General features: G+C 70.7%; 13 protein-coding genes. 6 read left to right on the plus strand and 7 right to left on the minus strand.

The annotated features are described in order from the left end of the window. Positions 1 to 66 precede the first annotated feature (66 nt). Positions 67 to 855 (plus strand): glycosyltransferase family 2 protein, encoded by a 789-nt coding sequence (locus OV207_RS25160; protein WP_267557747.1) that lies wholly within the window; start codon positions 67 to 69, stop codon positions 853 to 855. 7 nt (positions 856 to 862) lie between these two features. Further along, entirely contained in the window at positions 863 to 1,699 is an 837-nt protein-coding gene (locus tag OV207_RS25165; RefSeq protein ID WP_267557672.1) for a ChbG/HpnK family deacetylase, read from the plus strand. Positions 1,700 to 1,706: 7 nt separating this feature from the next. Here the strand turns inward: OV207_RS25165 and OV207_RS25170 are convergent, their stop codons facing one another. From OV207_RS25170 to uvrA, 6 genes are all read right to left on the minus strand, one after another. After that, positions 1,707 to 2,366, minus strand: a complete 660-nt coding sequence (locus OV207_RS25170; protein WP_267557673.1) for a class I SAM-dependent methyltransferase — start codon at positions 2,364 to 2,366, stop codon at positions 1,707 to 1,709. Beyond that, positions 2,363 to 3,493: a mannosyltransferase family protein gene (locus OV207_RS25175; protein ID WP_193347846.1), complete on the minus strand. Its 1,131-nt coding sequence runs from the start codon at positions 3,491 to 3,493 to the stop codon at positions 2,363 to 2,365. The genes OV207_RS25170 and OV207_RS25175 overlap by 4 nt, the downstream gene beginning before the upstream one ends. 99 nt (positions 3,494 to 3,592) lie before the next feature. Then, a complete protein-coding gene (gene fadJ, locus OV207_RS25180; protein WP_267557674.1) occupies positions 3,593 to 5,830 on the minus strand; it encodes a fatty acid oxidation complex subunit alpha FadJ in 2,238 nt (745 codons plus the stop codon). Then, positions 5,830 to 7,131, minus strand: a complete 1,302-nt coding sequence (fadI, locus tag OV207_RS25185) for an acetyl-CoA C-acyltransferase FadI (RefSeq protein ID WP_267557675.1) — start codon at positions 7,129 to 7,131, stop codon at positions 5,830 to 5,832. The genes fadJ and fadI overlap by 1 nt, the downstream gene beginning before the upstream one ends. A gap of 135 nt (positions 7,132 to 7,266) precedes the next feature. Further along, entirely contained in the window at positions 7,267 to 8,313 is a 1,047-nt protein-coding gene (gene hemE / locus OV207_RS25190) for a uroporphyrinogen decarboxylase (protein WP_193347843.1), read from the minus strand. A 132-nt stretch (positions 8,314 to 8,445) separates the two neighbouring features. Then, complete coding sequence (gene uvrA / locus OV207_RS25195; protein WP_267557748.1) at positions 8,446 to 10,989, minus strand: excinuclease ABC subunit UvrA; 2,544 nt, start codon at positions 10,987 to 10,989, stop codon at positions 8,446 to 8,448. A 143-nt stretch (positions 10,990 to 11,132) separates the two neighbouring features. Here uvrA and OV207_RS25200 point away from each other — a divergent pair, with 143 nt between their 5' ends. Further along, positions 11,133 to 11,477 carry an SEL1-like repeat protein gene (locus OV207_RS25200; RefSeq protein ID WP_267557676.1) on the plus strand — a complete coding sequence of 115 codons (345 nt, stop codon included), beginning with the start codon at positions 11,133 to 11,135 and terminating at the stop codon, positions 11,475 to 11,477. Between the two features lie 38 nt (positions 11,478 to 11,515). On the opposite strand, the gene OV207_RS25205 is transcribed toward OV207_RS25200, so the two are convergent. Beyond that, a complete protein-coding gene (locus tag OV207_RS25205) occupies positions 11,516 to 11,947 on the minus strand; it encodes a YciI family protein (protein WP_267557677.1) in 432 nt (143 codons plus the stop codon). 66 nt (positions 11,948 to 12,013) lie between these two features. On the opposite strand from OV207_RS25205, the gene OV207_RS25210 reads away from it, so the two are divergent. From OV207_RS25210 to OV207_RS25220, 3 genes are all read left to right on the plus strand, one after another. Further along, a complete protein-coding gene (locus OV207_RS25210; protein WP_193347840.1) occupies positions 12,014 to 12,172 on the plus strand; it encodes a hypothetical protein in 159 nt (52 codons plus the stop codon). Positions 12,173 to 12,182: 10 nt separating this feature from the next. Then, positions 12,183 to 12,776, plus strand: a complete 594-nt coding sequence (locus OV207_RS25215) for a hypothetical protein (protein ID WP_267557678.1) — start codon at positions 12,183 to 12,185, stop codon at positions 12,774 to 12,776. A 120-nt stretch (positions 12,777 to 12,896) separates the two neighbouring features. Beyond that, on the plus strand, positions 12,897 to 14,396 hold the full coding sequence (locus OV207_RS25220; protein WP_267557679.1) for an SDR family oxidoreductase: 1,500 nt from the start codon (positions 12,897 to 12,899) through the stop codon (positions 14,394 to 14,396). The last annotated feature ends 22 nt before the right edge of the window (positions 14,397 to 14,418 follow it).

Here is a 14,418-nt window from a genome sequence, read left to right on the forward strand (position 1 = left end):
TCGGAACCTCGCCCTCTGGTACCGAGCGCCGTTTCCTTTCCGACGGAACGACGCGAGATGACGACCGTGGCCAAGTACCCGAGCATCAGCCTGTTCTTCCCCGCCTGGAACGAGGAGGACTACGTCGAGCGCGCCGTGAACCGCGCCCTCGAAGTGCTGCCGAAGCTCACGGACGACTTCGAGATCATCGTCGTCAATGACGCGTCCACGGACCGGACCCAGGAGGTCTGCGACGCGCTGGCGGCGAAGGTGCCGCAGCTGCGGGTCATCACCCACCCGGTGAATCTGAAGCTGGGCGGGGCGATGCGCACGGGGCTGATGGCGAGCACGAAGGACCTGGTGCTCTATTCGGACATCGACCTGCCGTTCGACATGCGGGAGGTGGAGCGGGCGCTGCACCTGATGGAGTACCTGGAGGCGGACATGATCTGCGCCTTCCGGTTCGATCGCACGAGCGAGGGCCCCAAGCGCATCGTGTATTCGTTCGTCTACAACCTGCTCATCCGGGCGTTGTTCGACATCCAGATCAAGGACGTGAACTTCAGCTTCAAGCTGATGCACCGCCGGGTGCTGGAGTCCATGGAGCTCAAGAGCCAGGGCTCCTTCATCGACGCGGAGCTGGTGGTGAAGGCCATCCGCAAGGGCTTCCGCGTGTTCCAGATGGGCGTGGACTACTTCCCGCGCACGCGCGGCGTCTCCACGCTGGCCTCGCCGTCGGTCATCGTGAAGATGGTGAAGGAGCTGGTGAGCCTGTACCCGGAGACGCGCACGCCGCCGCCGCCGGCGCAGCCGGTGCGCCTGCCGCCGTCGGTGCAGCCGCTGCGGCCCGTGACGGGCACCACGGGGCGCGGGTAGGCACGGCATGTCGCCGCGCACGCGCCTCATCGTCAACGCGGACGACCTGGGCCTGCACCCGTCGCTGGACGCGGGCATCCTGAGGGCGCACCGCGAAGGCATCGTCACCAGCGCCACGCTGCTGTCCATGGGGCCCTCCGCGAAGCAGGCCGTGGGGCTCGCGCGGGCGCAGGGGCTGGCGGTGGGCGTGCACCTGGCGCTGTCCACCCGGCTTACGTGCGCCGCGCCCGCGGCGTCGGTGCGGACGGTGGCGCCGGACGGGCGGCTCCGGGGGAGCTGGGCGGACTTCGCCCGGGCGTGGCTCACCGGGCAGGTGCGCCGCGAGGAGCTGGAGCTGGAGCTGTCCGCGCAGCTCTCCCGCGCGCGGGAGCTGGGCGCGGAGGTGGACCACCTGGACGGGCACCAGCACCTGCACCTGTTGCCCGGGGTGCGCTCCGTGGTGGAGGCCCTGGCGGCGCGGGAGGGCCTGCCCCTCCGGTGGCCGGATGCGCTGCCGCGCGCGTCGTGGCTGCGCGCTCCCGGGCCGGCGCTCAAGACGACGGTGCTGGCGGTGCTCGCGCGCACGGCGCCCCGGGCCCGGCCGGGCGTGCGCCGGGTGAGCGCGGGGGGCGTGTTCGAGGCGGGCCGGCTGGACGAGGCCGCGCTGCTGGCGGTGCTGGACGCGCTGCCGGCCGGGGACTTCGAGCTGGGGTGCCACCCCGGGGAGGGCGCGCCGCACGTGCCGGAGGACCCGGCCTGGCGCTACGGCTGGGACGCGGAGCTGGCGGCGCTCACCAGCCCCCGGGTGAAGGCGAAGCTCGTGGAGCGCGGCATCGTGCTCGCGGACTACGGCGCCCTGGGCTGACGCGGCCTCAGCGCGCCTCCGCGTCGTAGAGCAGGTGCGGCGTCGTGTAGCCCTCGCCCAGGCCCACCACCTCGCGCACCTCGAAGCCCGCGTCGCGCAGCATCCGCACGCCGTCCACGCGGGGCCGCAGCACCATGCCGCCGCTGGCCTTCGTGCGCCCCAGCAGCGACACCATCACCCACTCCTGCGCCAGCGCCTTGGCGTGCTTCCAGGAGCGGTCCCCCTCCACCTCCTTCAGCAGGAAGCGGCCCCCGGGCTTCAAGAGGCCGCGCACCGCCTTGAGGAAGCCGGGCCACTGCGATTCCGGCAGCAGGTACAGCACGTCGCACACCACCGCCGCGTCCAGCGTCCCGGGGTGCTCCGCCGCCAGCTGCTCCACCGACCCCACGGACAGCGTCACGTTGCGCAGCCCCGAAAGCGCCTCCTGGGCCCAGCGCACCTTGCGCGCGTCCAGGTCCACGCCCAGCACCCGGCGCCCCGGCACCGCGAGCGCCATCAGCGCGGACAGCAGCCCGTGCCCACAGCCGATGTCCGCCACCGTCCCCGCCGGCAGGCGCGACGCCACCGCGAGCAGCGGCGCCGACGACGCTCGCGCGTGCACGTGGAAGCGCTCGCTGGCGGGCAGCCCCGCGTAGCACCCCAGGGCCTGGTCCATGAGCCCGCTCATGACACGTACTCCGCCGCGCCGAAGGCCACCGTCAGCGCCAGCATCAGGGCCGCGCTCGTCGCGAGCACGCCCCAGCGCAACCGGGGGCGCTCCCGCAGCAGCAGCGCCAGCGTGAGGAACAGCGGGAAGGCGGCCAGCAGGTAGCGCCCCATGCCCATGAAGTCCTTGCTGGACAGGGCGGGCAGTCCCACGATGGCCAGCGTGTACACGCCATAGCCCCACCCCAGCCGCTTCGCGCACGGCCACACCAGCGCGAGCGCTCCCAGGGTGATGGTGGCGTGCCCCACCAACCGCAGGCCGTCCGCCAGCGCCATGTCCCGGTGGAAGCCCTGGAACCAGCGCAGCTTCGCCCACGTGCGCCAGCCCGGCTGCTGGTCCCACCCCGGCGCGGACTGCGCCTTCACGAAGGCGAACGGCTCCCCGAACGCCTTCCACTGGTACAGCACGTACAGCACGAAGCCCGCCGCCGCGAACACCGGCATCAGGTCCACGAGGCCCCACTTCTGGCCGCGCTCGTGCTTCCACTCCAACCGCCGCGCGAGCAGCCCCACCACCAGCGCGGGCGCCACCGGCCGCGCCGCGGTGGCCACGGCGGCCAGCAGCACCGCGAGCCCCAGTTGCCCCCGCTCCAGCAGCAGGAACGCCCCGATGACGAGCAGCAGGAACAGCGCGTCCGAATACATGGCCCCGTAGAGGAAGAACGCGAACGGGTAGAACGCCAGCAGCAGGCCCGCGTCTCGCGCCGTGTCCTCGTCCGCCCGCGTGCGGGCCCACCGCGTGAAGACGTACAGCGCCCCCAGCCCGCACAGCATCGTGACGAGCATCCCCGCGAGGAACGTGTCCACGCTGAGCAGGCCCAGGCCCCGCAGCACCAGCGGGTACAGCGGGAAGAACGCCACCGGGCTCTGGTGGCCGGGCAGGTAGCTGTAGCCCTGCGTGGCGATGTGCGCGTACCAGCCAGCGTCGAAGTGCGCCCAGCCCAGCAGCGTGGGGAAGCCCGCCCAGGTGGCCCGCGCGGGGCTGTAGCCCAGGGGGAAGGCGAGCGCGGCCACCGTCACCAGCACGGTGCAGACCACCAGGGCGCCAGCACCAGCGGACAGGACGGCACGGGGAGCGGAGCGGACCATTCAGGGCATGCCCTTGGTCCAGAACCGCCCCCCCCGTCAAGCCGACACGGGACAGGGAGGGGCCTTCAGCCCCCCTCCCCTGCCCCGCCCCTCACGACGTCACGCGTCGTAGAAGCCCTTGCCGGCCTTCACCTTCTCCACCAGCAGCGGCGCGGGCGTGAAGCGCTCACCGTACTTGTCCTGGTAGTGCTCCAGCTTGCGCAGCAGCTGGGCGGGGCCCAGGCTGTCCGCGTAGCGCAGCGGGCCGCCCAGGAACGGCGGGAAGCCCAGGCCGAAGATGGCGCCCACGTCGCCGTCGCGGGGGCTGCGCAGGATGCCCTCGCCCAGGCAGCGGATGGCCTCGTTCACCATCTGCAGCGCGCAGCGCTCCGCCATCTCCGCGGGGTCCAGCGTCTTGCGGTCCTTGCCGTGCGGCAGGAGCAGGTAGACGGCGGGGTCCACGTCCTGCTTCTTCCCGTCCTCGTACAGGTAGAAGCCCTTCTGCGTCTTGCGGCCCAGCCGTCCGTCGGAGATGACGCCCTCCAGCGCCTTGGGCGCCGCCATCCGCTTGCCGAACGCGGCCTCCATGATGGGGCCCACCTTCTGGGCCACGTCGATGCCCACCTCGTCCAGCAGGGTGATGGGCCCCACCGGGAAGCCGAAGTCCACGAGCGCCTTGTCCAACTGGACGATGTCCGCGCCCTCCGCCAGCAGGTACGCCGCCTCGTTCATGTACGGCGCGAGGATGCGCGACGTGTAGAAGCCCGGCCCGTCGTTGACGACGATGACCGTCTTGCCCTGCTTGCGGCCCACGTCCACGCACGTCGCCGTCACCCACTCCGCGGTGCCCTTGTGCGTGATGATCTCCAGCAGCGGCATCTTGTGGACCGGGCTGAAGTAATGCATCCCAATCACTTGCGAGGGCCGCTTGCTGCCCCTGGCCAGGTCCGTGATGGGCAGGCTGGAGGTGTTGGACGCGAAGATGGTGTCCGGGCCGGTGACGGCCTCCACCTCCGCGATGACCTGGTGCTTGAGCTTCAGGTCCTCGAACACCGCCTCGATGACCAGGTCCACCGACTTGAAGCCGCTGTAGTCGGTGCCCGCGGTGATGTTGGACATCTTCGCGGCCGACTCGCGGTGGGTGAGCGAGCGGCGCTTCACGCGCTCGTCCAGCACCGACTGCGCCTGCTTGAGGGCCCGGCCCGCGCCCGCGTCGTCCCGGTCCTTCACGCGCACCGGCACGCCCTGGAGCACGCCCGCCACGTAGGCGATGCCGCCGCCCATCAGGCCGCCGCCCAGCACGCCCACCTTCTTCACCTCGCGAGGCTTCACGCTGGCGTTGGCCGTGCCGTTCTCCTTCTTCAGCGCCGTCGTGGCGAAGAAGATCTCCACCAGCCGCCGCGACACGTCCGTGAACACCAGCTCCCCGAACGCCTTCGCCTCGGCCTCCAGGCCCGCCTTGCGCCCGGACTCCAGGCCCACGCGGATGACTTGCAGCGCCTTCTCCTGCGCCGGGTACTTGCCGCGCGTCTTCTTCAGGAGCGCCTTCTTCGCCTGGTCGAAGAGCACCTTGCGGCCAAGGGGGTTGTCCTCCAGCGCGGCTTCCGCCCACAGGTCCTTGCGGATGAGGCCCTGGAAGAGGCCCGCGATGCCCTTCTTCCTGCCGCTCTCCGCCACGGCCTTGAAGCCCTGGTGCGCGCGCTCCACCTTGAGCGTGCCCGCCGCCAGCTCCGCCGCGCGCTTCAGCGCGAGCGCCTTGAGCATGGGCACGGGGACGACCTCATCCACGACGCCCAGCTTCTTCGCCTTGGACGCCTTCACGTTCTTGCCCGTGAGGATGAGGTCCAGGGCCGCCTGCGCGCCGATGAGCGCGGGCAGCCGCTGCGTGCCGCCTGCACCGGGGATGAGGCCCAGCTGCGTCTCCGGCAGGCCCAGGCTCGTCTTGGGGCTGTCGGTGGCGATGCGGTAGTGGCACGCGAGCGCCCACTCCAGGCCGCCGCCCAGGCACGCGCCGTGGATGGCCACGACCACGGGCTTGGAGAAGGCCTCCAGCCGATCAAACTCCGCGTGCGCGGCGCGGCTGATGGCCACGACTTCGTCCGGGGACTTGATGGTTTGCAGGAAGTCGATGTTCGCGCCGGCGACGAAGTTGTCCTTCTTGCCGGAGATGAACACCACCGCCTTCACCTCCGGGTCGCGCTCCGCCTGCTCCAGGAGCTGCGTGAACGCGGTGCCCACCTCCGGGGACAGCGTGTTCACGGCGGCGCCCGGCTGGTCCACGGTGATGACCGCGACGCCGTCGGTGACGCCGTAGCTCAAGCCCTGCTTCGCCTCGACCTCTTCATGCTTGGTCGCCATCACGCACGCTCCAGGATGACCGCGGCGCCCAGCCCGCCCGCGGCGCAGACGGTGCACAGCACCGTGTTCTTGTTCCGACGCTTCAGCTCGTTCAGGGCCTGCGTGACGATGCGCGCCCCGGTGGCACCGAACGGGTGGCCCAGGGAGATGGAGCCGCCCGTCACGTTCAAGAGCGACCGGTCCACTTCGCCCACCGGCCCGCTGAAGCCCGCCTTCTTCGCGAACTCCTTGGACGCCAGCGCCTGGAGGTTGCTCGCCACCTGCGCGGCGAACGCCTCATGCATCTCCACCAGGTCGATGTCCGAAAGCTTCATCCCCGCGCGCTTGAGCGCCACGGGCGCCGCGTACGCCGGCCCCTGGAGCAGCTGGTCCCCCGGGTCCGTCGCCGCGAACGCGTGCGAGCGCAGGAAGCCCAGCGGCTCGTAGCCCAGCGCCTTCGCCTTCTCCTCGCTCATGAGCAGCAGCGCCGCGGCGCCGTCCGTGAGGGGGGACGCGTTGCCGGCGGTGACGCTGCCATAGCGGCGGTCGAACACCGGCTTGAGCTTGGAGAGGGCCTCCAGGCTGGTGTCCTCGCGCACGATGTTGTCCTTCGTGGCGGACTGCTCGTACCTGGGCGGCACCAGGACGTGCATCACCTCGTCGGCGAAACAGCCCTCCTTCCACGCCCTGGCCGCGTTCTGGTGCGAGTTGAAGGCGATGAGGTCCTGCTCCTCGCGGCTGATGCCGTTCTCCTTGGCCATCTTCTCCGCGCTCTCACCCATCGTCTCGCCGGTGGAGTACTCCGCGATGGCGGGGGGCACGGGCAGCAGGTCCTTGCCCTTGAGCTTCTGGAAGGGCTTGAGCTTGTCCGGCAGGCTCTTGCCCTTGGACGACGCGGCCAGCGCGTGCGCCAGCGGGCGGCTGGTGAAGATGGGCGCGTCGGACAGGGACTCGGTGCCGCCCGCGATGATGACGTCCGCGTCCCCCAGCGCGATGGCGTTGGCGCCCGCCACCAGCGCCTGGATGGACGTGGCGCAGGCCCGCGCCACCGTGAACGCGTCGATGCGCTTGGGCAGCCCCGCCGCCAGCACGACTTCGCGCGCGATGGACGGCGCGGTCAGCGTGGGGATGACCTGACCGAAGACGACCTGGTTGATTTCGTTCGGATCCAGGTCGCTGCGCTGCACCAGCTCCTGGACCACCATCCGGCCCAGGTCCAGCGCCGTCAGCCCCGCGAAGACGGTGCCCGCCTTCGCGAACGGCGTCCGCAATCCGCGAACGATGGCCACCCGACGGTGGCCGTTGCGCTTCTCGCTTGCCATGTGTGCCTCACCCTCTGTGCGACGAGTGACGCACTTCTAACGACCCACGATGCGCCGCGTCAACGCTGGATTGACTCAAGAGTCAACTGCCCGGCAGGCGGGCGGGCGGCGCAGGCGGCCCGCCCTGGGAGCCCCTTAACGGAGGGCGACACCCTGGCGCAGGGCGACGCCGTGGCGGTGCACGGCGTCCACGAGGAACTTCGCGGCGTCCGGGTCGCTGGGCGGGAGGATGCCGTGGCCCAGGTTGAAGATGTGCCCCACGGGGCCCGCGCGGCCCAGGATGTCCTTCACGCGGGCATCCAGCTCCTCGCGCGGGAGGAACAGGTGCAGCGGGTCCAGGTTGCCCTGCGTGGCGACGTCCGGGCCCAGGATGCGGCGGCCCTCGTCCACGTTCACGCGCCAGTCCAGGCCGATGACGTCCGCGCCAGTGCGCTTCAGCAAGGGCAGGTGCGGCGTCATGTTGGTGCCGAAGAGGATGACGGGCACGCCCGTCGCCTTGAGCTCCGTCACCATGCGGGTGAGGTACGGCAGGCTGAAGCGCTCGAAGTCGTAGGGGGACAGCTCGCCGCCCCAGGAGTCGAAGATTTGAACGATGCTGGCGCCGGCCTCCACCTGCATCTTGAGGTAGGGGATGAGCGTGTCGGTGAGCTTCTGGAACAGGCGGTGCGCCAGCGCCGGCTGCTCGAAGAGCAGGCGCTTGATGACGATGTAGCTCTTGGACCCGCCGCCCTCGACCATGTACGCGGCCAGGGTGAAGGGCGCGCCCGCGAACCCGATGACGGGCACGGAGTCATTGAGGGCCTTGCGCGTGCGGCGGATGGCCTCCGCGACGAAGCCGGTGCCTTCCACGGGGTCCGGGACGCCCAGCTTGTCGATGTCCGCGGCGGTGCGCAGGGGGTTGGGGAAGTGCGGCCCCTTGTCCCCCAGCTCCAGGTGGATGCCCATGGCCTCCACGGGGATGAGGATGTCGGAGAAGATGATGGCCGCGTCCACGCCCAGCCGGGTGACGGGCTGCACGGTGACCTCCGCGGCCAGGTCCGGGTTCTTGCAGAGGTCCAGGAACGCGATGTTGCCGCGGATGGCGCGGTACTCGGGCAGGTAGCGGCCCGCCTGCCGCATCAGCCACACGGGGGTGGTGTCGGTGGGCTGGCGGCGCGCCGTGCGCAGGAGTCGGTCGTTCACGTCGTCACCTTCGAGGGGCGAGAGGGAGTCACGGGCCCCGGATGTACCCTATCTAGACGACCTGTGACGACGTTGGGCCCAGAACCTCGCGCCTCCGGCCGCTTCAGGACGCCAGACAGGACGGAAGCCCTGTCACCCCAGGACGCGCGCCAGGTACGGCGCGGTGCGGCTGGCCTTCACCTTCGCCACCTCCTGGGGCGTCCCCTGGGCCACCACCTGGCCCCCGGCGTTCCCCGCCCCGGGCCCCACGTCGATGACGTGGTCGCTGGCGGCGACGACGCGCAGGTCGTGCTCCACGACGATGACGGTGTTGCCCGCGTCCACCAGCCCGTCCAGCTGCGCCATCAGCTTGTCCACGTCCGCCGGGTGCAGGCCGGTGGTGGGCTCATCCAGCACATAGAGCGTGTCGCCGCGCTGGGTGCGTTGCAGCTCCGTGGCCAGCTTGATGCGCTGCGCTTCGCCGCCGGACAGCTCCGTCGCGGGCTGCCCCAGGCGCAGGTAGCCCAGCCCCACGTCCTTCAACACCTTGAGGACCCGCGACAGGGACGGCTCCTCGGCGAAGAAGTCGAAGGCGGCGTCCACCGTCATCCCCAGCACGTCCGCGATGTTCCGCTCGCGGACCTTCACCTCCAGCGTCTTCGGGTCGTAGCGGGTGCCGTGACACGTGGGACACGGCGCGTACACGCTGGGCAGGAAGAGCAGCTCCACGCTGACGAAGCCCTCGCCCTCGCACGTCTCGCAGCGGCCCCCCGCCGTGTTGAACGAGAAGCGACCCGCGCCGTACTTGCGCGACTTCGCCAGGGGCGTCGCCGCGAACAGCTTGCGCACGTGGTCGAACAGGCCCGTGTACGTCGCCAGGTTGGAGCGCGGCGTGCGCCCGATGGGCTTCTGGTCCACCGTCACCAGCCGCTTGAGCGCGTGCATCCCGTCCGCGATGTGGCCTTCGCTGGCCACCGTCGGCTCGCGGTCCAGCGGCTCGCCCTCCTCCTCTTCCGGCGCCAGCGTCTGGCCCAGCCGCGCGGCCACCAGCTCCACCAGGGCCTGGCTCACGAGGCTCGACTTGCCGGAGCCGGACACGCCCGTGACGGTGGTGAAGACGCCCAGAGGGAAGTCCACGTCCAGCCCGCGCAGGTTGTTGCGCTTCACGCCCTCCAATCGCAGACGCCCCGTGGCCTTCCGGGGCGCGCGGCGGCGCAGGGCCTCCTCCTCGAACAGGTAGCGCCGCGTCCGGGACGCCTCCACCTTCGCCAGCCCCTCCGGCGGCCCGCTGTAGAGCACGCGCCCGCCGTGCTCACCGGCGGCGGGGCCCACGTCGACGATCCAGTCCGCGTGGCGGATGACGTCCACCTCGTGCTCCACCACGAACAGGGAGTTGCCCGCGTCCTTCAACCGGTCCAAGGCCGTGAGCAACGCCTCCGTGTCGGCCGGGTGCAGGCCGGCGGACGGTTCGTCCATCACATACACCACGCCAAAGAGGTTGGAGCGGATCTGCGTGGCCAGCCGCAGCCGCTGCAGCTCCCCTGGTGACAGCGTGGGCGTGGTGCGCTCCAGGGACAGGTAGCCCAGGCCCAGGTCCGTCAGCACCTGGATGCGGGCCAGCAGGTCCTTCGTGATGCGCTCGGCGACGATGACCTTCTCCGGGTGCTCGCGGGCCATCGCCTCCATGCCCTCCGCCCTCCCCTCCGCCGCGGGGCGCAGCAGCGCCGCGACCTGGTCCAATGGCAGTCGGGACAGCTCACCGATGTCCAGCCCCGCGAACTTCACCGACAGCGACTCGCGTCGCAGGCGTTTGCCGTTGCACAGCGAGCAATCACTGCTCACCAGGTAGCGCGCGACGCGCTTCTTCATCATCGCGCTCTCGGTGGTCGCGAACGTGGTCATCACGTAGCGCTTCGCGCCGGTGAACGTGCCCATGTAGCTGGGCGGTTCCTTGCGGGCCAGGGCCCGCTTCACCTCCGCGGACGTGAAGCCCGCGTAGACGGGGACGGTGGGCTGCTCGTCGGTGAAGAGGATCCACTGCCGGTCCTTCTTCGACAGCTCACGCCAGGGCTTGTCGATGTCGTACCCGAGCGTCACCAGGATGTCGCGCAGGTTCTGGCCATGCCACGCGGGCGGCCACGCGGCGACGGCGCGCTCGCGGATGCTCAGGCTGTCATCCGGCACCATGGAGCGCTCGGTCACCTCGAACACCCGCCCGATGCCGTGACACTGAGGGCAGGCGCCCGCGGGCGTGTTCGGGGAGAACGCGTCGGAGTCCAGCCGGCCCAGCTTCGGAGGGTACGTCCCGGCGCGCGAGTACAGCATGCGCACCGAGTTCGACAGCGTCGTCACGCTGCCCACCGACGAGCGCGAGCTGGGCGCGCCCCGGTGCTGCTGGAGCGCCACCGCCGGAGGCAGCCCGTCGATGGAGTCCACCTCCGGCACGCCCACCTGCTCAATCAGGCGCCGGGCATACGGGGCCACGGATTCGAAGTAGCGCCGCTGCGCTTCGGCATACAGCGTCCCGAACGCCAGCGACGACTTGCCGGAGCCGGACACCCCGGTGAACACCACCAGCGCGTCGCGCGGGAGGTCCACGTCCACGTGCTTCAGGTTGTGCTCCCGGGCCCCGCGCACGCGCACGAAGCCTGAGGGGTCGGAGTTCTTTCGGGTGCGGGACGCTTTCGGAGGAGCCATGCCGAAGCGCAAGTTGCCCACCGCGAAGGGAGCGGTCATCCACGACGCGAGCATCCCGTCGGAATCCCGATGCGACGACCCCTCCTGCGTCCGGAAGAGGACACCCTCCCTCCGCGACTTCACGGTGGAGGGGCGAGCAGCGATTGAAGGCAGGGCTGTTGCCGGACAGCCCCGCCGCCCAGAACGACCTCGCCTGGTACTGCGTGCGCGTCGAGCAGCCGCAGAAGGGGCTCGCCCCGGCCCTGCGGGCGGTGCGGCTGATGCCGGGAAACGCCTCCATCCTGAACACCCTGGCGGCCCTCTTCTTCCAGTCCGAGCGCTGCCGCGAGGCCAGAACGCCCGTGCACCGGGGGCGCTCCCGGGGCTGCCATGAACGCTCCATGCTCCATGAGGAGGGCCGCGGAGTGGAGCGCGACATGGAGAAAGCCAGGGCCCTGAAGAAGAAGGCCTGTGAAGGCGGCGTACGGAGCCACTGCGCGTCGAGGTGACGCTCGGCGGCGGGGGCCCGCTGTTCCCACGTCCACGACTACGTCTTGCGCGCGGCCAGCTCCCGCCGCATGCGCGCCTCCTGCTCGCGCAGCTCGGGCGTGAACTCACTTCCGAAGTCCTCGTCCTCGAACACCTGACGCAGCTCCAGCTCCACGTTGCCGCCCCCATCCAGCGCGGGCCAGCGCTTGAGCCACTCCAGGGCCTCTTGCCTCGACTTCACCTGGATGAGGGTGAAGCCGGCGATCAGCTCCTTCGTCTCGGTGAAGGAGCCGTCGGTGATGGTCGGCTTGCCGTTGGTGAACTTCACGCGCGCGCCCTTCGCGCTCGGCTGGAGGCCCTCGCCCTGGAGCATCACGCCCGCCTTCACCATCTCCTCGTTGTAGGCGCCCATCGCGGCCAGGAGCTTCTCGTCGGGGAGGGTGCCCGCCTCGGTGGCCTTGTCTGCCTTGCGGATGATCATGAATCGCATGGTCGTGACTCCTCACGCGCTCCGGCGGGCGCGCTCCTGGGATTTCCTTCTTCATGGACGCAACGAATGACGGCGGAGGAAATCGACACGGGCGTCGTTTTTTCCCGCGCGGCGCGCAAGTCCCTGGGATGCCTGGGCTTTTCCTTCACCTTCGGACCGGCCCGCCGGTGGAGTGCAGCCTGCGCGCTCCATGCCCAGGCAGGCGCGACGGCCGCGCGGATGTGACAGGCCTGTCGTGCGCGTGGCCACCGTCGTGTCTCGCGGAGACCGTGGTCCCTTCTGGGATGAACGTGGCATCCTGTTTGCTCCGGTCCCGCTCGTGCGCCACCCGAAGCCCTTCCCCGCCAGTGGCCTGCTGCACCCCCTGGTGCTGGGGGCCGTGGTGTTGCTCGTCCTCAACGACCACGTCTTCAAGGCGCGCTGGCCCTCGTGGTGGACGGGGAAGCTCTCCGACGTCGCCGGACTCGCCATGTTCCCCCTGCTGCTCCAGGCGCTCTGGGAGCAGGCGTTCCACCGCCGCGCGAGGGAATTTCGTCCGTCACGCGCGGTGGTGACGGGGGCCGTGGTGCTGACGGGGTTTTGCTTCGCCGCGACGAAGCTTTCGGAAGACGCTGGGAATGCGTGGCGCTGGGCACTGGGTGGAGTGCAATGGCCCTTCCGCGTGCTTGGAGCGGTGCTCTCAGGAGCGCCCCTTCCCCACGTTCAACCCACGATGCACACCGTGGACGTCACGGACCTGATCACCCTGCCCGCACTGCTGGTCGCACTGTGGCTGGGCTGGCGGCGCGCGGATGTGACGACGGTTGAGCAAGCTCCGCCACCGCGTTGATTATTTCGCGAAACGCACCGCGAGCGGCTTCACGTCACACAACGCGGAGCGTTTCAAAGGACGTGTCAGACCCCCGCTGCACATTGCGCCCCGCCAAGCATTGAACAGCCAGGGGTCAGCATGTCCATACATCCATCGCAGCATGGTGCCGGTGCGTCTTCGAACATCCTGGAGCGGGTGCGCCAGTGCGCAGCATCCGTCACGCGCTATCCACTCGACATCCTCACGGGGGATGCACAGCTTGAGGACGAACTGGGCATCGACTCCGTGAAGCTCGCGGAGATCGCCGCGGTCGTCGGGCGCGAATTCAACCTGCCTCAAGACCGTCTGCCGCGCGGAGGAAAGGCGCGGACGCTCGGCGCCATCGCCGGGCTGGTGACGGAGGTGATGGCGGAGTCCACCGCGCCAGCCGCCGCCAGCGCGCCCGTGCCCTCCGTCGCGCCCGTGCGTGCCGCGCCTGGCGCCGCCGCGCCCGTGAGTGTCGCGCCCGCCGTGTCCGTGGCGCCCGAGCGCGCCGCGCCCGGGCCCGACCTGGAGTCCCTCGTGCGGTCCGTGTTCGCGCGGGTGACCCGCTACCCCGAGGACCTGCTGACGTTGCACGCGGACCTGGAGGACGAGCTGGGCATCGACTCCGTGAAGCAGGCGGAGGTGATGGCCGTGCTCATGAAGGAGCTGGGGCTGGCCGAGGGCCCGAAGCCGGCCCAGCGCCTCCGCACGATGGCCTCCATCTGCGAGGCCGCCCGCGCGCTGCTGCCTTCCACCACGCCCACGCCTGGCGCTCCGGCGCGCGCTCCCGTGCGCGTCGCCGCCGCGCCCCTTCCGTCGCGGATGGACCTGCCGTTCGCGGGGAAGGTCGCGCTCGTCACGGGTTCCGGGAAGGGCATCGGCAAGGTCATCGCCACGCGGCTGGCTCGGGCGGGAGCGACCGTGGTCGTGAACTCGTTCCATTCCCGGGAGGACGGGGAGAGGACCGCGCGGGACATCGTCGACAGTGGCGGGAAGGCGCTCCACCTGTGGGGCTCCGTCGCGAACGAGGAGCACCTGGAGCGGCTGTTCTCCACGGTGGGGGAGCAGCTGGGGGGACTCGACTTCCTCGTGTGCAACGCGTCCAACGGCCTCATCGGGCCCTTCGACCGCATCTCCCCGCGCGACTGGGACAAGGCGTTCCGCACCTGCATCACCGGCACGTACGAGTGCGCGATGCGCGCGCGTCCGCTGATGGCCGCGCGTGGGGGCGGGAGCATCGTCACCATGTCCACGTCCATGTCCCAGCGGTACATGCACGACCTGGGGTGCCAGGGCGTGGTGAAGGCGGGCGTGGAATCCCTCACGCGCTACCTGGCCGCGGAGCTGGCGCCGCAGGGCATCCGCACCAACTGCGTGTCCGCGGGCCCCGTGCATGGGGACCTGCTGGGAATGTTCCCCGACGCGCCCGACCGCGTGGCGCGCTGGGAGGCGACCACCCCCGGGGGCCGGTTGTGCTCGGCGGATGACGTCGCGGACGTGACCGAGCTGCTGCTGGGGTCGAAGACCCAGCGTGTGAACGGCGCCATCTGGGTGGTGGACGCCGGCCTCTCTGGAACCGTGGACGGGCTGCTGCCCGCCGCGCGTCCGTCTTGAACCTCGCACCGGGAGCGCCTGC

Origin of the sequence: Corallococcus sp. BB11-1 (assembly GCF_026626625.1) — a bacterium.
Taxonomy (GTDB): Bacteria; Myxococcota; Myxococcia; order Myxococcales; family Myxococcaceae; genus Corallococcus; species Corallococcus soli.

Excerpts from the sequence above, each read along its gene's own strand:
- OV207_RS25165 (WP_267557672.1), top strand. The coding sequence starts at position 863 with ATGTCGCCGCGCACGCGCCTCATCGTCAACGCGGACGACCTGGGCCTG.
- OV207_RS25170 (WP_267557673.1), bottom strand. The coding sequence starts at position 2,366 with ATGAGCGGGCTCATGGACCAGGCCCTGGGGTGCTACGCGGGGCTGCCC.
- OV207_RS25175 (WP_193347846.1), bottom strand. The coding sequence starts at position 3,493 with ATGGTCCGCTCCGCTCCCCGTGCCGTCCTGTCCGCTGGTGCTGGCGCC.
- fadJ (WP_267557674.1), bottom strand. The coding sequence starts at position 5,830 with ATGGCGACCAAGCATGAAGAGGTCGAGGCGAAGCAGGGCTTGAGCTAC.
- fadI (WP_267557675.1), bottom strand. The coding sequence starts at position 7,131 with ATGGCAAGCGAGAAGCGCAACGGCCACCGTCGGGTGGCCATCGTTCGC.
- uvrA (WP_267557748.1), bottom strand. The coding sequence starts at position 10,989 with ATGGCTCCTCCGAAAGCGTCCCGCACCCGAAAGAACTCCGACCCCTCA.
- OV207_RS25205 (WP_267557677.1), bottom strand. The coding sequence starts at position 11,947 with ATGCGATTCATGATCATCCGCAAGGCAGACAAGGCCACCGAGGCGGGC.
- OV207_RS25210 (WP_193347840.1), top strand. The coding sequence starts at position 12,014 with ATGACGGCGGAGGAAATCGACACGGGCGTCGTTTTTTCCCGCGCGGCG.
- OV207_RS25220 (WP_267557679.1), top strand. The coding sequence starts at position 12,897 with ATGTCCATACATCCATCGCAGCATGGTGCCGGTGCGTCTTCGAACATC.